The sequence below is a fragment of the Candidatus Pseudomonas phytovorans genome, assembly GCA_029202525.1.
In the GTDB taxonomy this organism is placed as follows: Bacteria; Pseudomonadota; Gammaproteobacteria; order Pseudomonadales; family Pseudomonadaceae; genus Aquipseudomonas; species Aquipseudomonas phytovorans.
Genome location: CP119325.1, coordinates 2,769,559 through 2,792,057, shown reverse-complemented (window position 1 = coordinate 2,792,057; position 22,499 = coordinate 2,769,559). Strand labels below are relative to the sequence as shown.

Here is a 22,499-nt window from a genome sequence, read left to right as displayed (position 1 = left end):
CATCGATTGAGTTTTGGAACCGAATTTTGCTGAAGGAAAGGCCGAGGGTACCTACAGTCGGTCCTCGCCTAACCTGCCGGAAGCTCGCTATGGAGCTGGACGATGAAGGTGGTGCCATAGACTGGGTTAGAGGTCATGGTTATACGTCCGTCGTGGGCTTCGGCAATCTGTTTGACGATGAACAAACCAAGTCCGATAGACCTCAGCGCGTCCTGCCGATCGCTGCCCCGAGTCATCGGCTCGAATAAGGTCGGAACCAGCTCTTCGGCGATGGAAGGACCATGATTGTGGACTCCGATGATCACGCCATCCACGCAGAACTCAGTTGTCACCGTGATTGGGTAACGCAGGTCTCCGTAGACGACGCTGTTTGCTACCAAGTTTCCGATCATCTGCTGCAGTCTGTCTTGGTCTACTTCAAACGCGCCCTGCCCGCGGGACAGATGACGGATGTTGGCGTTGCCGAAGGCGATCTTGAGCTCGTTCACACATTGATCCACCGCCCTCAACAGGTCGACCTGCTGGCGCCTTATGTTGATGCCTTGGCCTAGCCTGACCGAGGCGAAGTCCAGCAGGTCGACGATCATACGCTGCGCCCTCTCGGCCGACATACTGATGCTGCACAGTAGGCGACGCGCCCGTTCGCTTTGATCGTCACGATCGAGCAGCTCGGTCGCCATCCTGATAGCCGTCATGGGGTTTTTCAGGTCATGGCTGGCGACGGCGACCATCTGCTCGGCCAGTGCCGCACGCCGCTGGGCCTCGGCATATGCCGTGGCTAGCTCATCCTGGGCCCGCTGCAAGGCATGCTCAGCACTGATTTTCTGCGCCAGAAGCTCCTCAGCACGCTGCATTGCCTGAAACACCAACTGCTCGTTGCGATCGCGCTCGGTAGTGCTGAAAAGTGCTAGGTGATAACGCACCCCTTCGTCGGTTTCACGCCGAACGGCATTGAGCAGCATCGCAACCACATGGCCATCGCGGTGCCGCAGAGCGACTTTCACCTCTGACACGGAGCCCTGCATGTTCAGCAACGGGCCCCAGTGGGTAAGCTGAAACGTCCGTCCAACTACGGTCAGGAGCTGATCGAAACTACGTTGCTTCAAATGCTCAGTGTCATACCCCAGCCAGTTGCCAAGCGTTGCGTTGCAGCGAAGTAAGGTGCCATCTGCCTCCATGACTACCAACCCGCAGGGCGCGTGCTCGAAATATGATTCAGTGAACTGCAAGATCGGATCCTTCATGGCCAAGCCTCAAACTGGCTAAAAATCCGTCTATCGCCGCAGAGCAGGCGCTAGGCGCGCTAAGCTGCGGGTAATGGCCCATGTTGTCGACCAGCACAAGCCGGCTGTTGGGCAGCACACTGTGAAGGTATTCCCCCACGGCCACCGGGACCACTGGGTCTTCCGTGCATTGCAGGATCAGCGTCGGCAAGCGCAGGCCTACGACATCTTGCCGATGGTCAGACAAAAAGATGACCCGTGCGAAATGTCGGGCGATCTGAGCATCGGTACGACATAAACTGCTGAGTAGCTCCCCCTGTAGAGCTGGCTCCCCCGAACTCCCCATTAACACGGGCGCCATGGTACTGGACCAGCCAAGGTAGTTTTCATCAATGACGGATAGAAGTGTCAGCACTTCATCGCGCGAAAAGCCGCCGGTATAAGTGCTTGAGTCGACATAGCAAGGCGACCCACCGATCATGACCAGACCCGTAATTCGGCCGGGCCGCTGACGCTCGGCCAGCACCCCAATCATGGCGCTGACCGAATGACCAGCGATGATGACTGGGCCTTGGCCAAATTCGTCTATGATCTCGTTTAGATCCGCCGCATAGCCCCAAAGCGATGAGTACTTTTCCCGATCATAGGCAGCAAGGGCGGACTGTCCTGCGCCGACCAGGTCATAGGTAATGACTCGGATCTGCTTGGCGAAATGCGGCAGCAACAACTTCCACATCGACTGATCGCAGCCAAAGCCATGAGAGAGAATCAAGGTAGCATTGCCGCTTCCAGCGATATGTACGTTGCTTCGTTTCTGCAGAGTCATACATATCCTGATTTCGTTCGAAATTGTGCTGAAATTGCCAGCCCGTTTAATCTGTCAGAAAGAATAGTGGACCCCAGATAAAGCTGCTGTATTGGTTCCTGGGCGCGGTTGAACACGAGTCCGACGCCCATTTGATGCCTCAGCTCAGTACCATACCCTATGCAGATGGCTGAATATATAAACGGGTTTGCACAGCGAGCCGAGATTATCCGACAGGATCTGTTCGACGTGCGCAACTACCGGCAACGCACCAGCAGCGAAAAAGCGACGTCATGCCATGCCGTTCGCGACCAAAGCCTCCTCGGCAACCACGACAGCTCGGTCATCAGGATCAGCTCGTCTTTGACTCCACCCATTTCCGAACCTGAGAACAGCACCCCGAGCCAGGCAGCGACGGTCTGAACCCGACCGTCGCAATTCGGCATACCTATTTCGGCATCAGCACTGTATCAATCACGTGGATTACTCCATTGGATTGCATCACATCGACGATTGTAACCATTGCCTTGCCACCACTGGCATCCATCAACCAAAGCTTGCCGTCGTGTGCCATAACGGTTAAAGACTCTCCCTGGACAGTAGTCAACACTGTTTTGCCGCCATGCATCTTGGCGCCGTCCATGAGCTGTTTGGCAGTGTGAGTACCGGGAACTACGTGATAGGTCAGGATCTTCGTGAGATCAGCTTTGTGTTCAGGTTTCACCAGGTTGTCCACCGTGCCGGCCGGAAGCTTGGCAAAAGCTTCGTTGGTAGGGGCAAAGACGGTGAAGGGCCCCTTCCCATTGAGGGTGTCCACAAGCCCCGCGGCTTTGACTGCTGCTACCAGCGTCGTGTGGTCCTTAGAGTTAACGGCATTCTCCACAATGGTCTTATCGGGATACATCGGCGCTCCACCGACCATGGGTAAGCTAGCGGCGGAGCCATTCGATGCAACAAGGCAGAGGCCGACAAAGCAGGTTGCTGCGATGCGTTGAACAAAGGTAAGCATGATGCATCTCCTCAATTCTTCGATCCTTCAAATGAAGGTGAGGAATATACGGAGCAGCCCGGAAAACGGATGCATTACAACGACGATATTTTTCCTTGAGCAATAACTGGCCCAGTCGGCAGACCAGTAGGAGAGCCATTTTCCGGCTCCAGCGATACAGCTAGCACCGCACCATCGCTGAGTGACGCAGCCAATTCGGTGGGGATTGCAAGGGCCGCGGCCGCATTCGTTGGCAGCAGACCCAGTGAGTGGGGTCTGCCATCTTTTCCTATCAGCCACGCCTGAGCGCTCTGGTCTGTCCAGAACGAGGTACGTGTGGGAACGAACAACACCTCGCGACTTTCAGGCTGGACCGTAGCGGTGAACAGTACATTGCCGTCATTTTGTTCAAGGCGGGCAAGCATTGGTGTCGTGATAGTACGTTCAGGCACGGAGAGGATGAGAATGGCGGCAATCAGGGCGGCAGCTAGTCCTGCGCTGGACCAGCGCCAGAAACCGACTGAACTCCACCAATGCCAGCGCGGTTGGTCTACGGGGCGCGCATTGGAAAACAACTGCTGCTCGATCAATTGCCATACTGACGCTGGTGGTTGTACCTGAGGCATCTGAGCAAGCCATCCGGCAAACTGTCGCTGCCAAGCGGCCACTGCGCCTTGAACGGCAGCATCTCGAGCTGCTAGTGCCTCAACGTGAGCGTTCTCTTCGCGGGTCAGAACTCCCAACACATACTCTGCAATCAGGAGATCGCGATCATCGTTCGGAGGAAGTCCATACTCGTTCATAGGCCAAGGCACACCCGAAGTCTAAGTAGTCCACGGCGAATCCAACTCTTTACCGTACCCAGAGGGACGCTGTGGCGTTCAGCCAGTTCAGCGTATGAATAACCTTCGAAAAAAGCGACTCTGATATAGCGTTGCTGTTCTTCTTCCAGCGTGGAGAGACACCGCTCGAGCGCACTGCCTTGATGGTCACGCTCGACACTGTCCAACACCGACTCTTGCTCGGGCCATTGCGCGACAGTGTCGAGCGGCTCATGTGCATGTCGGGCGCGGCGCCTATCGATTGCCTTGTGGCGGGCTATCGAAGCCATCCAGGTGCCGGCACTGGAAAGGGCTGGGTCGAAGGTAGATGCCTTGAGCCAAACGCTGGTGTAGATCTCCTGAAGCACCTCCTCCGCCTCGGCATGATTGCTGAGGTAGTACAGGCATATGCCAAACAGCCTAGCTGACGTGGTGCGGTAAAGCGCTTCGAAAGCCAACCGATTACCTGTTCCGCAGGCCTGCAGAAGCACGTTCTGCACCGCAGAGTCGGGCTGCTCTGCGTGATCGCCTGCGACCTTCGCGCTAATGGCCAATGTGCAGTCTCCTGTAGTCGCTCCACAACCTTAGTCTGGATTCTCGACATTGAGGGCTCAGCAAGCGAAATGATTCTTGGCCCTTTGTATCCAGAGCCGCACTTAGAAGAGAAATTAGTCAGGCAGACTGTAGGGCGTCGAGGCGGGCCAATGCTATGGCCACGCTTTCTCGCGACTATGGCGATGGCCAGGAGAGCTGCAGTGCTAAAATTCCTGATGGGTGGCCTAGTGAAGAGGTGGTAGATCTTTCCCGCGAGCTTTAGCTATCACCCGAAGCTGGTAGTCGGACACCACCTGAAACAGCGACTCCGCCAGCAGGCGAAGACGCTCGACTTCTTCAGGGGACGCGCCGAAGTCTTGAGCTTCATGATAATCCCGAAAGGCATCAACGGCCTGCTGGATTAGCGGCTCGCCGGCCTCGACCATACCAATGAAGGTTCGCTTGTCCAAGTTACTGCTCCAGTTATTCAATTGACGCATTATAGGACGTTTCGAAAGCAAGCCTCGTTATTTGAGCGGTATTCATTCGCCGATAAACGTCCTGAAAGAGGACATACATGCGTTAATGGGACGACTTGCCGGCTTCTGCAGCGAGCAACATGCGATAACCGATTACGGAGCGGTAGAGATCGTCCGCGAGCACTTGAAGCCGCTGGATTTCCTCACCCGGTGCCTGTCCCGCTTCGGCATCCCTATGAGCTCTAATAGCCTCAAGTGCCTCTCGCAAATCTGGTACGCTACCTCGGTCTTCCTTCTTGAAATCTGGCTTCACCGCTTCCCCAACCTTTCAACATCGATGGCATTCAATTCACAGTTTCAGACGTCTTTTCACCAAGACAGTGCCGCAATAATGCTCTAGATCGTCGAGTCGCTGTATGGCTTCCTCACGTAGACCTGCCAAGCGTTCAAGTCGCTCACCACACTCAATAGCCGACAGGTAGCTCTCAATCGCATCGAGACACCTCTCCATGCTCTTCATAGCTTCCTCCACGCTGCTGGCACGTAACCGATGAAGTAAGGTTCTCATAGAGAGTCTCACGTGAACACGAGAAAATATGATGCGAGAAGCTTAGAATATTTCTAGCGGCAAGCATCTATCTCCGCTTCCAGTAGCTTCTCATACCCAATCCTCTGCCGGCGTTCGGCCAGAAGCGCCCTCACCTTCACCTCTAAGCTATCACTCTTTCGTAGGCCGGCGGCGGCCCATGGCGGCACCCCTACCTCCGGCGCGCGGCACGGAACCTGCACCGGCACCTCAACGCGCACGTACTGCACCTGCGGCGGCTTGGTCGCGCATCCCACCAGCGACATGCAAGTCAGCAGGAATAATTTGTAGCCGATCTTGTCGTTCACAGGCCCAGCTCCTTGTCGATGATCGATGTGGCAGCAGCGCACTGGTCTCCGCCGATACGCTCCTGCTGAAGCCGGCTCGCTGCGGCGTAGTCGACATCCGCGCTGGTCTTCGCTTCGGCAACTGCTTTCTCGGCGCCGGCTTGGCGCGTGTTTGCCGCCAGCACCAAGTCGCCGAGTGCCTTACCCTGCTCGGCGGCCAGGCCGGCGAGGTTGTCGCGAGCCGCCTCGCAGCTGGCCACCAGACCCTGCTCTGCGTCCAGCAACGGCCGGAAGTGCCGGGTGGTTGCCCAGCTCCCCAGGAGCACGCCCAGAATGACCAGCAGCCCGGCGCCAGCAGCACGCAGCGCCAAGGCTCTCATGCCAGCGCCCTCCGCACGCCCTCATCAATGATCACCTCCGGATACGGATTGCCGCCGTTCTCGTGGATGATTATGCTCAGCACCATCCCGCGCAGCGTCGCCGGGTCCTTGATGTTGATCGGGTCGGTGGTGCGCACACTCAGGCGCTTGGCCGCGGTCGAGGCGTAGGCCTGGGTGTCGTTCTCGCTGCTCGGCGCCCAGCGGTTGATGGTCTCAAGCACGGTATCGATGCCCTTCCCGCCCACGCCGGGCATGCCGTCCTTGCCGCGGTAGTTGATCAGCAGCTTGCCTAGGGCGCGAATGCCGTTTTCAGGATGGTCAAAGCGCGCGAAGCGCGGCTTGGATACACCCTCTTCCAGTCCGAGCTGGCCCTGCCAGGCGTTGCGGGGGTTGTAATCGATGTTGCCAGGGTTCTTGTTGCGGACTCCACGCGGTGTGGTCATTGGTTTCCTCCAGGCACAAAAAAGCCCGCACTGGGCGGGCAATGAGAAGCAAGAGCGCGGTCAGGCAGCGCACTCGAAAGAGTCGATCCAGTTACGAGCCATCAGTCCGTAACCGAACGGATCAGGGTGAAGGCCGTCATTGGCGGTCGCCCGTGGATTCAGGCGACACATGGCGGTGTAGTTGTCGATCATGTCCAAGTTTCGTGCTTTCGCCGCACGATAGATCACCCCCCTCACGTCCTGCATGGTGAAGCTGTATTTGGTCGGGGACTCATCCGACGATGGATTGGCAGCCATCAGGATTACATCGGCCAGCGGCTGAATGGCTGCCACCAGCAGGTCGTAGTTGGCAACGAATTCATTCACACCTGGTGGCCGGTTATTAGGGATGATCCGGTCATTGGTCCCGAGCTGGCAGAACACGTAATTGTCATCGGCACCCACGGCCACCCCGTCGCCGAAGTTGTTGCCCGCCAGGTTGTACAGCCGGTAGCTGATAGAAGTCGCACCGTTGATGCCCTGGTTCATGATGCGAACTTTCTTGTCGATAAGGATGGCTTCTGGCCGGAACGACAGCGTGCTGACCTGGCCGACGCGGCGCTTGGTTTTAAGCTCGATCTTCTTGTTACGCACGTACGGGAATGTGTGCAGGCGGCGCCGGTCATTGCCGTAGGTCAAACCATCCTCACCCACCGACGTTGTGAAGACGCCCCGGGAGACGCCATCCACGATCAATTCGTAATCCAGCCCCGCTTCAGGCGCTACACCAAACGAAAGCGTGAACGAGGTCCCAGTGAAATTGAACGACAAGGTATGACTACTGGTACCTGCCTGGTTGCCGTCTGCCAGATTCATCTGGTAGCCCAGCAGCGCCCCGCTCGTTGCCGACCGCGTTACGGTAACAGCGGCACCGGATGAGGTCGTGGTGAAGAAGCCATTTTGCGGGAACAGGATGTGCTGCCGGGTGTACTGGACGATAGATTCGCCACTGGGGCTTGCCGGCCAGTTCGATAGCTCGGGGGCAGCCCCAAAGAAATATTTTTCCCCGATATAGCGCTTGATGATGTTCACATAGGAAGACGTGCCGAAGTAATCGCGAGGGTCGGAAAGCGTACCGTCGCGCGGATCAGTGGGCGCCTGCTCCCCGGTATTGCCGCTTCCCCAGGTGATGGAGTCACCGAGGAATACGATACCGGTGAACTGCTCCAACGGATTGGTCAGCGATGCCTTGAGCCTGGACAACTGACCGCCAAAGGCATGAAAGCTGGGCGGCTTGGCGGCAAACGTGTCATTCCACGAGGCCGAGCGCTTGAAACCGTTAACCTTGAAAAAGCCATTGATGTAGGCGTTTCGGGTCGGGATGGTGCTGACCACGAACGTAGCCCCCAACAGATCGACCACTCGGCACTTGTAGGCGTTATCGAAGGCCGTCACTGCAACTTCATCGTTCGTGACCCCATCACCCACGGCCAAGTACGGGGCCATCTTTGGGCTGATCAAGGCGGCCTCCAAGGTCAGCCCATGTAAGCCAATTTCCTTGGTGCCAGCGGCAGCGGCAAGTTTACCGGCCAAACCGGACGTTGCCTCTTGGGAGATCCGCGCCTGCTTGGCAATACAGGGCACTGGGCCTGACTCAGTGGACACATCAGCCTGGCTGTTCCCATGGATGTATTGATGCTGCTTTTCCGCTGCGGCGCTGGAGCGCGCGGCCGCCTCCGACATCTGGCCGGCGTATGCCTCCAGCGCTGAAATATCGGTCATTCACTTTTCTCCGGGCACAAAAAAACCTGCCGAGGCAGGTTCATGAAAGGGGTAAGGTAGTAGCCCGAGGATTTACTCGGGGGATGGGGCAGTTTCGGTCTCATCCTCGGTATCTGGTAACGCTGGCCAGTTGATGCTCGCTGGATATCCGGCCTGCTCTGGAACTCGCGACAGCAGCACGCGGTAGGCGCACCAGGCATCGTATTCAGCCTGCTTGAGCGGCAAGGCGGCCTCTTCGGCATCGTTGGCCATGCCCAGGCGCTCGGCGTCCTGAAGAGTGGCCAGTACCGGCTGCAAAGCGCTGATAGTAGAAGTCGCTTCACCTGTAAGGCGGGTCAACATGAGTGCCGCAGCGCGCGCCATTACTGCATCGGAAGGCTCCAACACATCGCCAAAATCCAAGGCCACAGCCCTTTCGAACAGCTCGCGGCCGTAGGACTCACAGTCAACCGGTGAGGCGGTAAAGGGCATTTCGCCCAAGGTGTCAGCGGTTTCCGCGAAGGTCACCCATAGGTTCAGCGAAGTGTGCCCGGCATCATTCCACTGAGGGTCACGGGCATCGAGTACGGTCAACATCAGGACACCCTCAGACATAACGTGGCCGAGTCGGGTTGATTCCCGTCCCGATTGTACAGCGCCCCCATCACCTTCCAAGTGCCAGCAGGAGCCCCGGCGCTGGTTGATGCACCGCAGTTGGTATACAGACAGTTGCCACCCGCCACCAATGTGCCAGCCGCCACAGGCGCATAGTCTCCCGAGGCGCTGCCGCCAACTAGCAACAGCGCATAGGTACCGATTCCCCCGACTTCAGCCGACGCCTGCGCCACGATGGCTTTAGGGGTAGCGTTCAAGTCAGTCCAGATAGGATCCGTGATGCCGTAGCCTGCCAGCGTGGTGGCCTTGTTCGCTTTGGCAGCCAGCAGCCCGTCAACAGCGGTTTTGGTGTAGGCATCGCCGATGCCATATGAGCCCAAGGTAATGCCCCAATTCGCCTTGCTGGAGAGCAGCGAGTCTATCTGCGGCTTGGTGTAGGCATCGGTAATGCCGTAGGCCGCAAGAGTGGTGCCCCAGTTGGCCTTGGCTTGCAGCAGAGTATCGGCCTGCGACTTAGTGTAGGCGTCCCCGATCCCGTAGTCGGCCAGGGTGATACCCCAATTCGCCTTGCGCGACAGGAAGTCATCCACTCGGGGCTTGGTGTAAGCGTCGGTGATACCGTACCCGGCCAGCGTTGTCGCCTTTCCCGCCAAGTTGGAGATCATCTGCTGAGCCGCTTTCAGCAGCTGCTCATTGTCGTTGGCGTTGAGCGCGGGCAAGTAGGCCAGAATGAAGTTGGCCAATTCGGCCTGGATGACGTTCAGCCACTCGGCTTTGATCGGGGTCGGTGGCTTGCCACCCACCGCCGAGCCGTAGCGAAACCCGCCCTCCGGTGTTGTGTACGGGGTCCATTGGGAAATGAGCTGCATAGTTAGCCTTCCCCCGATATCGCGGCGGGGATCACGTAATGGACAGCGTTGAACAGCTGGTCCACCTTATTGAAAATGTCGGTCACTACCTCTTGACCAAATCCAAGCACCACATCGGTGTACTCTGGGGACTCTGTCTGGAGGCGGCAATTGAGCGTGTTGGCCGCCACTGTTCCGTAGGCTGCGACAGGCAAGTCTGCGAGCCAGGACCAAGGCCAGCCGTCGCCATAGAGAAATGAGCCTACGAGACCGTTGCTTACGGTAAGGGTCTCGTACTCATTAATTGTCATGCTCAGGCGTAACCGAGCGGCGATTTGGATGAAATAGGGTCGCTGGGGCCCGCCGGACGCCGATATCTTGTCGGCCACCGCCTCCTGACGCTCTACAAAGGTCTGCGAACCGGGTGCGGTACAAGCATCCGGCAGTCCCAAGGTCGCCTCCCACTCGGTCAGCAAGTCCGTGGTCGTACCCGGGAACGCATCGACGAGCAAGGCGACGGCAGTATCGCTGATGCGTTCAAAGGTGGGCGCATAACACCCTGAAGCCTGCGCCTGTACGCTGGTCAGCTCTTTGGGCCAGACCCGGCCACGCGGTAGCAGGCTAAGCAGCGCAGCGGTGAAATCGTCGCGAGCATACTTAGCCATATTCCACCGTACCCAGCACCGGCAGCTCGCCCAGCACGTTGACGATATTCTGCATCGGTGAAGTCATCACGAAACCGGCTGTACCGGTCACAGCCGCTATCGCTGAATCTATCGCCGACAGCTCAACAATCGATCCATTTTTGGGCGCCCCCTGTTCCGCCAGTACTTCGCGGATCGCGGCCTCGACCGCGGCGCGAGTTGTCGTCGATGCGGCTGCCAGGCCGGTGAACGTGAACGACTCGGCACGAGGTACCGGGCTGCACACGTACACCATGGCAGTGACCGGCTGGAGGTCGAACAAGTGATTGGCGATGATCAGTTGATCGCCTGTGGCAGTGTTGTCGGGCGTAGCGCGAGGGTCCGCAGCCGATACCCCGCTAGCACCTTGCGGGAACCCATCGTGCTCAGCGTTGGCATCATCGAGCATGGCGTACACAATTACCGTCCCGGCACCATATCCACCCGGAGCGCACCAGGCACGAGTAACACCGCTAACTTCCATTGCCCAGGATACGTAGTCGGCGCCAGCCCCCCCTCTAGGAGTGTTCTGGAATGCATCGAGCATCCGAGCAAACAGTGAGTCGTCTTTTTCTTGATCTGCACCACCGGTGATTACGCCACTGACCGCGCCGGTTGACTGTACGCCGGTGATAGACGAGCCCAAAGTCATGGCGCTCCCGACGGCCGTATTGCCATCGTCGCCCGCGCTGGCCGCCTGAACGGTGATGACGGCTTGACCGTTACCACTCACCGGTACCGTAACGCTGCTGATGAAAGCCGCACCATCGCTCCGCACGACCTCGGTGCCCGCATCGATCAATACGCCAGGAGTGCCGAACAGCGTGACCCGCCCTTGGGCTGCGGTCGCTTTTTTGCGGTAGATCTTTTTCAGGGCTGCCCACGACTCAAGGTATTCCGCCGAGGCGGTGAAGGGCACTGCTTGCTTGGCAATCCAATCCAGATAGCCATAGTTCAAATGGCCGAGGCCAGCGACGGCCGTGCCGAGAATGCCGAGGTTCGAAAAACGCAGGAGGCCATCCGCGGTGGGCAGTCCTGCAGTGATGTCGGCGGAAACCTGCGCTCGCAGGTCCGAGAGTGTCGGGCGCATGAAAGGCATATCGTTGCTCCAATAACGAAAAAACCCGCCAAGGCGGGTCTTCACTTAACTGTGCAGGGCGGAGCTATCGACATCCGCGCATTGCAAACTGAAAAATAGTCGCCTGTGCTGACGTAGAGTCCTTGGGGGCCACATAAACCCTGTCGCGCACTATTTCAGCCGTGTACCGGATCTGGCGCAGTTGATTCCGGCAGGTCCGGCGCTGAGATAACAGGCTTGGGCACGGACAGGCCGATCAACGCATTGACGTCCTCGGCCCGCTTGTTCAGCTTGAGTCCCATATGGAGCAACCCGCAGAGGGCTGCATAGGCATACACACGGCAGTCAAGCGCCTCGTTGGCGCGGCCGTTTGGAAGCTCCCACACGCGGTAATGCTGTCCACCTGAGGTCTTACGCACCGAGCGCTCAGCCGTCATCTGAGCGAAGTAGTTGATATCCCGCTCTACGGGGAAGTGCATGTAGCCAGCGCCCGGCGTCGTCAGGTGCAGCCTCGACCGAACCGAGTCCTTTGCAGCGTTCACCCCAATAATTACAGGTCTGAACGCTGACTTATTGCGCTTGCTCGGGACTTTGGTAGGCCACACAGGTGAACGCTTACCGCCCACTGCTGACTCGCCCTTGATCGCCCAGACACGCCTACCGATCCGGGATTTGGCAAACTCGTAGACCTTCTGGGTGTGGTGACCACCGGAGTCATGGCACACCGCCATGACTTCAAATCCGCGACCGTCGGATCGGTACCATATGCGCTGCAAATAGGCATCTAGGCGATTCCAAGGATCGGGTGTTTCCATGTCGCCATGGATGACCTCGAAGTCGATGGACCAACTTTCCTCGTTCATCCCCCAACCTACAACTTCGCATTCAAAACGATCATCCTGGGTGTCGACGCCTACAGTGATGACTGCAACGCCATCCGGCACCTCGGAGGGCCATACTTCACATCGCGCGACCAGGCGGTCTTCCTGCAGCGCATGTTCGCCGCGATCCTCATAGGTTTCGCCCAGCACAAGGTTGATGAAGGTCTGTCGCATCAGCGGATCGTCCTTCACCTCCAGCCATTCCTTCACCAGCAGGGCCCAGGCCGCGTTGACGAAAAGACTGTAGCCGGCCCAGATATGGAATCCGGCATGCCCATCGAATGGCTTGGTCGCTCGCCACTCTCCGCGACCGACCATGTCGTCCTTATGCTCTTCCTGGATCACGCAGCCGTTTGCCCGGCAGACATAAAACGCGCTGCTGGCTATGCCCACCCCGTTTTCGTCCTTGTCCCACTTGATCCCGTAAGGCGTATCAGGTCCGCCCCATTCAAGTACCTGGTACTCGCCGCAATGCGGGCAGGGCACGTAATACTTGCGCTGATCGCTATTGGCATAGCTTTTCTCGATCCGGCTGTCGCCTTTGACCGTGGGTGTGCTACCCAAGACGATTTTGCGGTTCCAGAAGCTCTCGGTTCGCTTGATGCCCAGCTTAATCTGATCGCCTTCCTTGCCGGCCCCCATGATGGGATAGCCGTCCACTTCGTCGAACAACACCACGCGAGCGGTGATCCGGCGAAAGCCACCAGGGCTGTTGGCACCGACAAAGCTGACTGATGAGCCATTACGAAAAACGCGCTTGGCGATCTTCTGCTTGGAGTCCTTACGCTTGAGGTCGCCTGCGATCTCCGCCAGTTCCGGCGTGTCGCGCAGCATCGGCTCGATCTCGGTGACGCTGTAGTCCTCGGCGTCTTCAACCCGGGGCTGGACCACCAACAAGGGCGACGGATCCTGGTGAATGAAGAATCCGACGACGTGATCGAGAATCTTGGTGTAGCCGACACGGGCCGACTTCTGCACAGTGATCATATTCACGGCCGGATCTGTGATCGCGTCCATGATGCCGTTCTGATAAGGGAATGCATGAAACTTGCCGGTCTGCGCACTTGTTTCTCGGGACAGTACCGCGTATCTCGCCGCCCACTGACTCAAGCTCAGCTTGGGCGGGGGCTGGATATTACGGCGCCGCGCTTCCAGCAGGCCTGCCTGCAGGGCCAAGAACCCCTCGGCATAGCGGCGCTCAGGCGCTAATCCCACCTCCATCACGGGTCAACTCCTCCAGCGCTTCAACAATGACACCGTGCAAGGCGTCTTGGACCTCCAGAACTGACCTGAAGCGAAAAATCCTAGGGGCATGCTCGGCAGGGATCGACAGCAAGCGACAACGCACCTTGGCGTATTCATCGCCGACGGCCCTCGCCACATCCTCGACAGCGACCACCAAGCGAGCATCCTGGTCGTACTCAAGCTGAGCCCGGAGGGCCAGGTAGTTCTCCTTGACCCGGCGCGCCTCATCAATATTCATGTCGGCGCCGGTCGCGATCATGATCCTGGCGACAGCCTGGTCAGGGGTCTCACCTGACTCGATTGTTACCCGCGCAGCAGCTCGGGTAACGCCGGTTTTCTGGAGGGAGGACTTGTTACCCGACCCCTGATGGGTAACAACATCGACCCCGTCGCGGCGGTACTTCGCGATCAGGGCATTTGAGGCGTCGACGTCCAAGGCACCATCGGCCGCAAACTCAAGCCAGCCGCGCTCTTTCCACTTGGTGACCGTCTTGCGACTGACGCCGTGGAGTGCTGCGAATTCGCTCTGATTCATGCGCCTCTGCCCTGTTACCTGTTACCCAAATTTGAAAACTGTTCAGCTAGGGACGCACCGAGCCGCGCAATGCCCTCGGTGCACAGGGTCTCAGGAGGGACCCGCGATAGGGGGCCTAAGAGGGTATTTATGCCCTTCCCTGCGCCCGCTGACGGCGAATCGACCCAAGGCCCGTCATTTTCAGGTCGACCTGTCGGCTATCTGGCTGTTGCCTGGGCTTTTGCCAGACCCTCCCTGAACGCAGAGGCTTGATGCCTGGCGATTTCTTCCTGAGCTGTGCGGCGGTAGTTGAGCGGTACCACAAGTCGATCGAGATCGTGCCGCAGGGCAACTATCGCGCCGATCACCTGACCGACGTGATCGAGACTACCTACATGGATCTGCGGGCCACCGCCAACCCCAACCACCTGGTGGCGGCCGGCTGGATCGCAATTCCCACTGACACAGCGCTGGACGAATCTGAGGCCGCAAAGGTCTTTGCCGCCGTCGGCGCCTGGAATCAGCAGAAAGCAGCATGAATCGAGTCAAGAGCCGAGCGCGACAAGGCCGGCGCCAGCAGCACATAAATTTGCCGCCCAGCGGCTTGGGAGGTTTCAGCAATGGCGAAGACACCAACCCAGCGCAAGAAAGAACAGCGCGAGCGGGACAAGCTGACGAATGAGGAGCGCGAAGCCCTTTTGCTGTCACGCCGCATTGTCACGGACCTATATCACAACACGGACAACGCGCTTAAACGCTCGATGGCCCGCGGCGGGATCGAGGAAGAGCAGGACCTGATTTCGCGCCTCATCCACGGCGCCGATCGCCTCACGGACAAGCAGCTCGAAAAGCTGATTCGCATAACGTGACATGTCGCCGTGACAGGCGATCCCGACAAAACAGACCCATTGCCACCATGCCGCATGCCGGCCACGGAGAATCACCCATGCCCATTCGCCACGCAGTGATGCACTTCATCGACAAGAAACCGGACGGCAGCCCAGCGGTTTTGCACATGGCCAGTGCCAGCCTTCCGGAAGGCGGCGCCATCGAAAACCTGGTGCACGATGTCAACGACGGCTACAACGCCAAGACCGGCAAAGCCTGGGGTTTCTTCCACGGCGAATCCGGCGCCTACCCCCTCAGCGGCTGGCTGGCTAAGGTCGTCAGCGGCGACATGCAGTTCATCGACTTCACGCGAACCGCGGTCGAACACCTGACCCGGCTCATGGAGGAGTCCAATCTGGCCGTTGGCGGCCATGTTCTGTTCGCCCTGTACCAGCAAGGTATGACCGACTACCTGACCATCGCAATCCTGCGCCAGGCTGAAACGATCTCGGTTGGGGATGACCTCACCGTGTCCGTGTCGCGCCACCTGGACACCAGCGCCCTGCACCTCGCAGCCCGGATCAACCTGAGCGAGTGGAAGAACAACCCGGCATCGCGGCAGTACATCTCGTTCATCAAGAGCAAGAACGGCAAGCGGATTTCCCATTACTTCCAGGACTTCATCGGCTGCCAGGAAGGGATCGACAGCCCAGGCGAAACGCGCACCCTGCTCAAGGCCTTCACCGACTTCGTGAATGCTGAAGAATTGCCGAGCGACACCGCCAGCGAGAAAAGCCAGAACTTGGTGGCATACGCCCAGGCGCAGGGCAAGCTGGGCGAGCCGATTAGCCTGGACGATCTTTCCGAAGCGCTGGATGAGGACAGGCCGAAGACCTTCGCCGACTTCATCAGGTCTGGCGACTACGGGATCGCCGAGAGCTTCGCCGCCGACAAGCGAACCCTCACGCAGTACCGGCGCTTCACCGGGCGCGCTGAGGGAATGTCGATCAGCTTTGAGGCCCATCTGCTGGGCGACAAGGTCGAGTTTGACCGAGAGGCCGGCACCCTGATGATCAAGGGGGTTCCGACCCAGTTGGTCGATCAACTGAAGCGCGCTTCGGACGCTTGATGCTCTGGCACTTAGCACCGGCCTAGCGAATGTCGAAGTACCGGCCGTTCTTGCTTCGCGCCTTCAACTGCTCCTGGATCTCCACGGCACGCTCCCGCGTGATCGGGGTGCTTGAGACCAGCAGAAGCTTGGCAAAGTCTTCGTCGGACGGCCCGTTCTGACGGTCGCTAATCGCCGCCCAAATCGGCAGTTCAATCCCGTCCTCCAGTGCCACCGCAATCACGTCGTAGAAGCCGAGCCATTGCTTATCCAGCAGCTCTATTTCGCATTCTTGTGTAGCCATAAGCCAACCCCTTACGCGCTTGCCAACCGTGGCCCGTACGCCATAACCCAACCAGTTTAACACGATGCCGCATCCGGCCACGGAGGGCGGCGCATGCATGGAGAAAGCCATGAACGACGAACAACGCCACCAAGAATGGATCGCCCATCGCAAAGCGGAAGAGGCCAAGCGCCGCGAACGTGCCGCCGAGTGCTTGAAGGACCACGAATACATAGTCCTGGCTGACACTGATCAGCTGAAGGCTTGGCGCTGTAAAGCCCCGCGCACCACCTGCTACGCCTTCGACATCCTGATCACCCGATTCGGCATCGCCACTGTCGGCGACATCGACGGCCTGACCTTCAACGTAGGTCTCTCCTACGGAATCGAGTTCCTGGCCGGGGACGACATCGGCTACTACATCCATTCGAAGCTCGAAGAGCATTGCCGCGAACGCGAGTTTGATGAGGATGCCTTCCGCGCCGCGATCGTGACCGGCGTCTGCAGCCAAATCTGCGAAAACACCAATGACGAAGAGCAGTACGGCTTATTACCAGAGTGGGCGCGAAACGACGGTGGCGTCGGTGAGGCCGGCCGGTGGGAGGAGCTGATCGACCTGGTGGATAGCAAATTCGCCGCAATCGCGTACGGCGAAGACGGCCACGACTTCTGGGAAAAGCTGGACGAGCTACTGAGCGAGGCGAGCGACATCAGCTATGTCGAGCAGGCCCATCTGTTCATGAGCGCCTACTACGAAAAGCTGGGGTTGGGCTGCGACTACTGGGAAATCAGCATCGATAAGCCGCGGGACAGCCTGATCAACCGGCTGTACCTGATCAACCATGCAGCCAAGGCCATTGTCGCCCAGCAGACAGAAGCGAAAGCCGCCTGACCAAGGAGTACTTCATGAGCAACTACAACCGCGACTACGTTCGCCGCACCTACGATGTGCCGGCCGAGGTTGGGCGACGCGTGATCGCCAATGGTGAGCCCGGCATCATCATGGCCGACCGCGGGAACTACATCGGCGTCATCCTCGACAGCGACCCCAAGAAGCGCATCCGCAACTACCACCCCACCTGGGAGATGCAGTACGGCGAAATGGCCGATAAGCTGCCGCTCAAGGAGTGGGAAGTGCTCACCAACTGCATGTACGACTGGGATGACGTCCGGTACATGCTGGGTGACGCCCGCCATTACGTGCAGCGCGTGTGGGCCGCTACTCGCAGCCAGGCAAAGTACCGGGTGTATCAAGAACTGGCTGAGTGCTTCAACGACGACGCCACCGCCATGCTGAGCTTCAAAGTTCGCGCTGCCTGACACGGCCCGAGGCGCTCTCTGAACTCATGCGACATATCCTCCGCTAAGAATTTGCTGAATAAGAACGGCGATGTGGTAGAGGGCCTCGAGGATATCGAGGATCAAGCGAAGGTATTTCATCGGGCGGATCTCCAAAAAGTGGACAGCTAGTTCTGTCACGGTATGCACCTTTAAAGATCCGCCTCTTCTGACCGCCCTTCCTCTTGTGGGCTTTCCGCCGCGCTGCCCGCCAGCGCCTTCCCCTATTCAACGATAACGCCTCCCCGGCGAGGGCGGCGCCTGCAATGGAGATTGCCATGAACCCCTACCAGATCACTGGGCCGGCGCAGATCGGCTTCAGTGGCGGACGCAGTTCCGGGTACATGCTGTACCACATACTCGAAGCGCACGGCGGCCAGTTGCCCGAAGGGGTTCACGTCACCTTCCAGAACACCGGAAAAGAGCGGGAGGAGACGCTCGACTTCATTCGGGAGTGCCAGCGCCACTGGAACGTGCCCATCACCTGGCTGGAGTTTGACGGGGTGTATGGCCAGGGCCTCAGCTGGAAAGTAGTCAGCCACGAGGCGGCCAGCCGAAACGGCGAGCCGTTCGACCTGATGCTGCAGTACTACACCGACTACCGGCGTGAAGAAAAGGGTGAGCCGCCCATCCTGCCGAACCCAGTGAACCGGATGTGCACGGATCGAATGAAGATCAAGGCCAGCACCTGGTACATGCGAGATGTGGTCGGCCTGACCTCATGGGACGCGATCATTGGTATCCGGGCGGATGAGCCTCGGCGTTACCACCGCATGATGGCGGCGAACGAGAAAGGCGGTAACCGGTGGGAGAACGTGACACCCATGTATCACGCGGGCGTGCTCAAGGCCGACGTGAACAGCTTCTGGGCGCGACAACTCTTCGACCTTGGCATCGACTCTGACCTGGGCAACTGCGATCTCTGCTTCCTCAAGTCACCCGAGAAGATCATCCGGGCAATCATCGAGAACCCTAAAACGGCCCGCTGGTGGATCGAGGCGGAAGAGCGCACCGGCCAGGTTTTCCGCCGCGACCGTCCCAACTACAAAGCGCTGGCCTGGATGGCTGACCAGCTCGGCCGCCAGATGCCGCTAGACCTGGACTTCGCCGAAAACGACGACCTCATCGACTGCATGTGCGGAGATTGAGTTTCGTACCAGGCCCAACGCTCTGCCACCGGTAACTATTTGAACCTCCGTAGATCCTGCAGCGTTCTCCCTACACCTAGACGGTCATCTATGCCAAAAATCGGCTCACCGTGCTCTCCTTGAACAACCGTTAGATAGCCAGCCAGCGCTGAGCCAGAGCCCGTGTTTATCAACGTATCAAACTTCGCCCCATTCAGAACTTTCTCAGCGACCCACGATGCGAGCTCGAACCGGTTGCCGCCTTCAATTGGGCTAGCCCCATATCCCGAGTAACTTGCGAGCTCGAAGTTCAACGGCCGGCCTGTGTCGTCGAACTGTACTGCCACTATCACGTCAGTTGCCATAGAGACCCCCTACCCAATAAGCATTTCAGGATAGCTGACAATGCGAGGTCCCCCATGCCCACAGAAAACCGATCCAGCAACACAGGGAAGGCTTCAACCCGAGGGCCTACCAGATCGTTACGCTACCAAGATCTCCCGAACTGCCAGCCATCCAGCCTTCAGGATTGGTCTGGCAGCGCATACTCAAATTTATAAGAGTGCTGCCCATCGGTGATCGTGATGACCATGCTACCGGTCAGCCCCGACAGCGCGTCAGTTCCGGAATCAGGTACCACAGTGATGGACTGGAAGGGTGTTCCTCGATTCATAGACGAACTGTGTTGAAGTACGAAGCTCCCGCTGCGACCGTGCAAGGTTCCATGCACAACTTCCATGGCAACGTAGCCGGCCGAATTTTGAACGCTGCTGCGGAAAGACAACATCTCTACTTGGCTGGTCGCTTCTAGATCACCTTGGAACTGCTTGTCCAAAGCCAATCGGCGGAGGCCAGGTTGTTCAGCGACGCTACTCAAAGGTTCCGGATTGAGCGTGATGTCGAACGGACCTATGGCGGTGTAATGCATTTCGAAAGCCTTTTGATAGCTGCTAGAAAATGACTACTCAATGTCAAAGAACCAGCCAATCTCGGTTCGAGCTTTGAGCTGTGCTTGGGCTTCCAGGGCGCACTGCCTGGTGATCGGCTTGGCTGACACTAAAAGCAGCTTGGCAGAATCAGCTTTCGTGTACTCAGCAGGCTGGTCGCGATCAACCGCCCAGATCGGCAATTCGCTTCCGTCTTCAAGAGCCACTGAAATAACGTCATAGAAACCAAGCCAGAGCTTCTCGAGCCGCTCGATTTCGCACTCCTGAGTGTTCATCAGTCAAACCCTAACGCGGCTTTGAGCCGCCAGTAATTAATGTACCACTGCCACGTAGCCGTCCGCTGCAAGCCGGCCACTCTGGACGAAAGGCTTGATCATACGCTCATGCGAAGAGTTGCTGTCGGAGCAGGTCAATCGGCACATCATGATCCTGCACACTCACCTCAGCCTCCCATCCTTTGGTGGCATTCCAGTAGGTGCAAGGCCCCATTGAGAAGCGATCCTGCCAGCAAATTACGTCGCCCTGCTCTATTAGCGCGGACGACTGGACTCTCACAACGGTGTAGCCGGCCTGCGCTTCAACCCAGATCGCAATACGATCTTGATTCATCTTTTCGACCACGCCAACGGTGAGCATTTCAGTTCTCTCCATAGAACGCCAGAACGGATCAAGCAGCTCCAACATCACAAAGCTACCACTCGAAAGGGCTCACCTAGTGGCCCTTTGATGGCTCAAGCACCACGATTCCAGTGGAATGCGACAGCTAGCACGGTGAACGCTATCACTGCTTCGGCCACCAGAAGCGCGCCGTGAAAATCTTCCGAAAACATTTCAGTTATTCCGCAGGAGGTCTTGAGGTCAGTGCGCAGTGTGTCTAGAACGCTTCACCAATCTCAGAGCCTCTACTGCTCCCTGAAGTTCAGAATCTGCTGAGAATCTAGGCATACCAGCAGTGAAGCCTCTAGGCCCAGTGCGGTGCGATAGTGGCACGCCTCACCGCTTAGTCCAGCGACCTCTCGTCAATTGCATCAAGAGGCTCCGCGACTATTGCCGTGAAGCTTCCGGTGAAGCTGTGCCGAAGCTCGCGCGGCATATCGAAGGAGAAGTGGACAAGCCAGGAGCCATCGCCGAGTTGCAGAGCTGAGTCGCGGTACTGCTTGACTTGGTCTACCTCGATTCCAACAACGTCTGCGACTTCCTGGTTGGTGGGTTCGCGATCCATCGGGCTTCAACTCGCTGAGTTAGAACCACAACAAATAGCTCAAATGACATCAAATTGCCACTACTGCGAACCTCGGCAGGATCTGCGCCTGCACGCATGGACCTGCGGCGTGCGCTAATGCTTCGTCCGCCGAGGCCGGCAATTTGGGTGTCACGGCTTGCGTCTCAAATAAAGAAACAAGGCCACCACATCAATTACCACCACGACTGCAATCGCAAGGAGCATCAAGTAGTGATCGCGCGGAAGCATGTCGGCATCCTCCAATTTTTGCAGTCAGCAATTTCTATTCCACCCGAGCAGAGTCTAAACACGCACTTGATACCGACGGACACGTACCGTTGGAGGCCCGGCGACAAAAAGCGGCATTGCACCATCACTCTCGGCTGAAATTTTTGGGATCAATCGGTATGGGCTTGAACTCTTCACCCTGTCCGGAAACCCACCACCGGACATCGGTTATTCCGTGGCTCTCTGCTATGGGCCTGCTGACCTTCTTGATTTTCTGCTGCCCAAATCGTGGAATCACACCAAGGCCCGCATCGCAACTCGCCCAATGCCAAGCCTCAGCGTTATCCATTCGCTCCAGACGAATTATGAAGGTCTTATAGATGCCATGCAGGCGGTACTCTACTACGTAAAGCTGCGGTCCATTCATCAGTGCCACTCCATGAACAAGTGCGGAATGGACAGCGGGGGCTCTTTGAAAATTCCGCAAGTGCCTACGCGGGGTTCGCCCGCGAAGAGTGCGCCTTCACGATCCCTCTTCTTACAGGCAAACAAGGTAATCAAGACCGAGTAGCCTCGGTTTCGACAAATTGCTGAGCCAGCGCCTTGCCGGCCAGAACGGCTTCCTCCGAAGAGGCGAACCCACTGCGCACCCTTAGCGCGCGCGTGATCCCACCAGGGCGACCGACTTCCACCAGCATCCCCGTGGGGCAATTGAAGTCTGGCTCCCAGAGAACATAGATGGATGCCTGGTATCCGAGATACGAGTGCACCTATAGGTCATGACTTGAAGACTGAAGGCTCATCACTCTCTCCGACTGGGCGCCTCAAATGCTCTGACTGAGATACGACTGATGCGTTCTTACGAGCGTTCCGTTGACCAGGATCGTTATCGGTTAAAACGCGAGCCTCTGCGAGGAAGCGGTTTGGGCAGTGGGGTGGTGGGCGCAGGCAGCATCTCACTAATCCAGTCGCAGGCACGCTGAAGGCCCCAGGCCATTGCGGTGGTCATGGTCTGGCCTTGGCAATCTGGATGGTTTTCCTCAAGCAGCAACAGGCCCTTCGCGCCGTAGATGCCGAAGAAAAGCTGAGTGACGTTGAGGGTGGATGTACGCACCTGGACGTTGATCAGGGTGCCGCAGGACAAGCGCTCATCGTAGTTGCGGAAATGCAACTCCGGGTTGGCCCAATCCCAGTAAACCTTACCGCGATTACGCATGGATGGGCCCAGAAGTGATGAATTGTCATTACAGGCTACAGCATGCCCACCC

General features: G+C 58.1%; 29 protein-coding genes and 1 pseudogene. 6 read left to right on the top strand and 24 right to left on the bottom strand.

The features are described 5' to 3' along the window. Positions 1-68: 68 nt before the first annotated feature. From P0Y58_12375 to P0Y58_12295, 17 genes are all read right to left on the bottom strand, one after another. Positions 69-1,244, bottom strand: coding sequence for a HAMP domain-containing sensor histidine kinase (locus P0Y58_12375; protein ID WEK32944.1), 1,176 nt, complete (start codon positions 1,242-1,244; stop codon positions 69-71). Continuing rightward, entirely contained in the window at positions 1,216-2,049 is an 834-nt protein-coding gene (locus tag P0Y58_12370) for an alpha/beta hydrolase (GenBank protein WEK32943.1), read from the bottom strand. Before P0Y58_12370 ends, P0Y58_12375 begins: the two co-directional genes overlap by 29 nt. Positions 2,050-2,476: 427 nt before the next feature. Further along, positions 2,477-2,950, bottom strand: coding sequence for a fasciclin domain-containing protein (locus P0Y58_12365; protein ID WEK33322.1), 474 nt, complete (start codon positions 2,948-2,950; stop codon positions 2,477-2,479). A 161-nt stretch (positions 2,951-3,111) separates the two neighbouring features. After that, a complete protein-coding gene (locus P0Y58_12360; GenBank protein WEK32942.1) occupies positions 3,112-3,819 on the bottom strand; it encodes an anti-sigma factor in 708 nt (235 codons plus the stop codon). Next, entirely contained in the window at positions 3,816-4,391 is a 576-nt protein-coding gene (locus tag P0Y58_12355; GenBank protein WEK32941.1) for a sigma-70 family RNA polymerase sigma factor, read from the bottom strand. Before P0Y58_12355 ends, P0Y58_12360 begins: the two co-directional genes overlap by 4 nt. A gap of 225 nt (positions 4,392-4,616) precedes the next feature. Continuing rightward, a complete protein-coding gene (locus tag P0Y58_12350) occupies positions 4,617-4,841 on the bottom strand; it encodes a hypothetical protein (protein ID WEK32940.1) in 225 nt (74 codons plus the stop codon). Positions 4,842-4,953: 112 nt separating this feature from the next. Beyond that, entirely contained in the window at positions 4,954-5,163 is a 210-nt protein-coding gene (locus P0Y58_12345) for a hypothetical protein (GenBank protein WEK32939.1), read from the bottom strand. Between the two features lie 308 nt (positions 5,164-5,471). After that, complete coding sequence (locus P0Y58_12340; protein ID WEK32938.1) at positions 5,472-5,744, bottom strand: hypothetical protein; 273 nt, start codon at positions 5,742-5,744, stop codon at positions 5,472-5,474. Beyond that, the gene (locus P0Y58_12335; protein WEK32937.1) at positions 5,741-6,103 is read right to left on the bottom strand and encodes a hypothetical protein; all 363 of its coding nucleotides are present in this window, start codon (positions 6,101-6,103) and stop codon (positions 5,741-5,743) included. The genes P0Y58_12340 and P0Y58_12335 overlap by 4 nt, the downstream gene beginning before the upstream one ends. Continuing rightward, positions 6,100-6,546 (bottom strand): structural protein P5, encoded by a 447-nt coding sequence (locus P0Y58_12330; protein ID WEK32936.1) that lies wholly within the window; start codon positions 6,544-6,546, stop codon positions 6,100-6,102. The genes P0Y58_12335 and P0Y58_12330 overlap by 4 nt, the downstream gene beginning before the upstream one ends. 60 nt (positions 6,547-6,606) lie before the next feature. Then, positions 6,607-8,307 carry a GDSL-type esterase/lipase family protein gene (locus P0Y58_12325; protein ID WEK32935.1) on the bottom strand — a complete coding sequence of 567 codons (1,701 nt, stop codon included), beginning with the start codon at positions 8,305-8,307 and terminating at the stop codon, positions 6,607-6,609. 72 nt (positions 8,308-8,379) lie between these two features. Beyond that, the gene (locus P0Y58_12320) at positions 8,380-8,883 is read right to left on the bottom strand and encodes a phage tail assembly chaperone (GenBank protein ID WEK32934.1); all 504 of its coding nucleotides are present in this window, start codon (positions 8,881-8,883) and stop codon (positions 8,380-8,382) included. Continuing rightward, positions 8,883-9,770, bottom strand: coding sequence for a hypothetical protein (locus P0Y58_12315; GenBank protein WEK32933.1), 888 nt, complete (start codon positions 9,768-9,770; stop codon positions 8,883-8,885). Before P0Y58_12315 ends, P0Y58_12320 begins: the two co-directional genes overlap by 1 nt. A gap of 2 nt (positions 9,771-9,772) precedes the next feature. Further along, the gene (locus P0Y58_12310; GenBank protein WEK32932.1) at positions 9,773-10,414 is read right to left on the bottom strand and encodes a DUF2313 domain-containing protein; all 642 of its coding nucleotides are present in this window, start codon (positions 10,412-10,414) and stop codon (positions 9,773-9,775) included. Beyond that, positions 10,407-11,576 (bottom strand): baseplate J/gp47 family protein, encoded by a 1,170-nt coding sequence (locus P0Y58_12305; protein ID WEK32931.1) that lies wholly within the window; start codon positions 11,574-11,576, stop codon positions 10,407-10,409. Before P0Y58_12305 ends, P0Y58_12310 begins: the two co-directional genes overlap by 8 nt. A 110-nt stretch (positions 11,577-11,686) precedes the next feature. After that, positions 11,687-13,612, bottom strand: a complete 1,926-nt coding sequence (locus tag P0Y58_12300) for a phage terminase large subunit family protein (GenBank protein ID WEK33321.1) — start codon at positions 13,610-13,612, stop codon at positions 11,687-11,689. Next, positions 13,590-14,171, bottom strand: coding sequence for a hypothetical protein (locus tag P0Y58_12295; protein ID WEK32930.1), 582 nt, complete (start codon positions 14,169-14,171; stop codon positions 13,590-13,592). The genes P0Y58_12300 and P0Y58_12295 overlap by 23 nt, the downstream gene beginning before the upstream one ends. Before the next feature lie 290 nt (positions 14,172-14,461). Here P0Y58_12295 and P0Y58_12290 point away from each other — a divergent pair. The 3 genes and pseudogenes from P0Y58_12290 (at position 14,462) to yejK (ending at position 16,107) form a co-directional block, all read left to right on the top strand. Next, positions 14,462-14,689 (top strand): annotated as a pseudogene (locus P0Y58_12290) (hypothetical protein). An 81-nt stretch (positions 14,690-14,770) separates the two neighbouring features. After that, on the top strand, positions 14,771-15,019 hold the full coding sequence (locus P0Y58_12285) for a hypothetical protein (GenBank protein ID WEK32929.1): 249 nt from the start codon (positions 14,771-14,773) through the stop codon (positions 15,017-15,019). A gap of 77 nt (positions 15,020-15,096) precedes the next feature. After that, complete coding sequence (gene yejK / locus P0Y58_12280) at positions 15,097-16,107, top strand: nucleoid-associated protein YejK (GenBank protein WEK32928.1); 1,011 nt, start codon at positions 15,097-15,099, stop codon at positions 16,105-16,107. Positions 16,108-16,129: 22 nt separating this feature from the next. On the opposite strand, the gene P0Y58_12275 is transcribed toward yejK, so the two are convergent. Continuing rightward, a complete protein-coding gene (locus tag P0Y58_12275; protein ID WEK32927.1) occupies positions 16,130-16,390 on the bottom strand; it encodes a hypothetical protein in 261 nt (86 codons plus the stop codon). Between the two features lie 109 nt (positions 16,391-16,499). Here P0Y58_12275 and P0Y58_12270 point away from each other — a divergent pair, with 109 nt between their 5' ends. From P0Y58_12270 to P0Y58_12260, 3 genes are all read left to right on the top strand, one after another. Next, positions 16,500-17,261 carry a hypothetical protein gene (locus tag P0Y58_12270; protein ID WEK32926.1) on the top strand — a complete coding sequence of 254 codons (762 nt, stop codon included), beginning with the start codon at positions 16,500-16,502 and terminating at the stop codon, positions 17,259-17,261. Between the two features lie 14 nt (positions 17,262-17,275). Then, on the top strand, positions 17,276-17,689 hold the full coding sequence (locus P0Y58_12265) for a hypothetical protein (GenBank protein ID WEK32925.1): 414 nt from the start codon (positions 17,276-17,278) through the stop codon (positions 17,687-17,689). Positions 17,690-17,985: 296 nt separating this feature from the next. Then, positions 17,986-18,855: a hypothetical protein gene (locus tag P0Y58_12260; GenBank protein ID WEK32924.1), complete on the top strand. Its 870-nt coding sequence runs from the start codon at positions 17,986-17,988 to the stop codon at positions 18,853-18,855. Positions 18,856-19,357: 502 nt separating this feature from the next. Here the strand turns inward: P0Y58_12260 and P0Y58_12255 are convergent. From P0Y58_12255 to P0Y58_12230, 6 genes are all read right to left on the bottom strand, one after another. Beyond that, the gene (locus P0Y58_12255; GenBank protein WEK32923.1) at positions 19,358-19,762 is read right to left on the bottom strand and encodes a DUF3224 domain-containing protein; all 405 of its coding nucleotides are present in this window, start codon (positions 19,760-19,762) and stop codon (positions 19,358-19,360) included. A 33-nt stretch (positions 19,763-19,795) separates the two neighbouring features. Further along, positions 19,796-20,056, bottom strand: a complete 261-nt coding sequence (locus P0Y58_12250) for a hypothetical protein (GenBank protein ID WEK32922.1) — start codon at positions 20,054-20,056, stop codon at positions 19,796-19,798. Positions 20,057-20,162: 106 nt separating this feature from the next. Continuing rightward, the gene (locus P0Y58_12245) at positions 20,163-20,465 is read right to left on the bottom strand and encodes a hypothetical protein (GenBank protein ID WEK32921.1); all 303 of its coding nucleotides are present in this window, start codon (positions 20,463-20,465) and stop codon (positions 20,163-20,165) included. Positions 20,466-20,781: 316 nt separating this feature from the next. After that, positions 20,782-21,003, bottom strand: coding sequence for a hypothetical protein (locus P0Y58_12240; GenBank protein WEK32920.1), 222 nt, complete (start codon positions 21,001-21,003; stop codon positions 20,782-20,784). A gap of 373 nt (positions 21,004-21,376) precedes the next feature. After that, positions 21,377-21,658, bottom strand: a complete 282-nt coding sequence (locus P0Y58_12235) for a hypothetical protein (protein ID WEK32919.1) — start codon at positions 21,656-21,658, stop codon at positions 21,377-21,379. A gap of 459 nt (positions 21,659-22,117) precedes the next feature. Continuing rightward, positions 22,118-22,447, bottom strand: a complete 330-nt coding sequence (locus tag P0Y58_12230) for a hypothetical protein (GenBank protein ID WEK32918.1) — start codon at positions 22,445-22,447, stop codon at positions 22,118-22,120. Positions 22,448-22,499 lie beyond the last annotated feature (52 nt).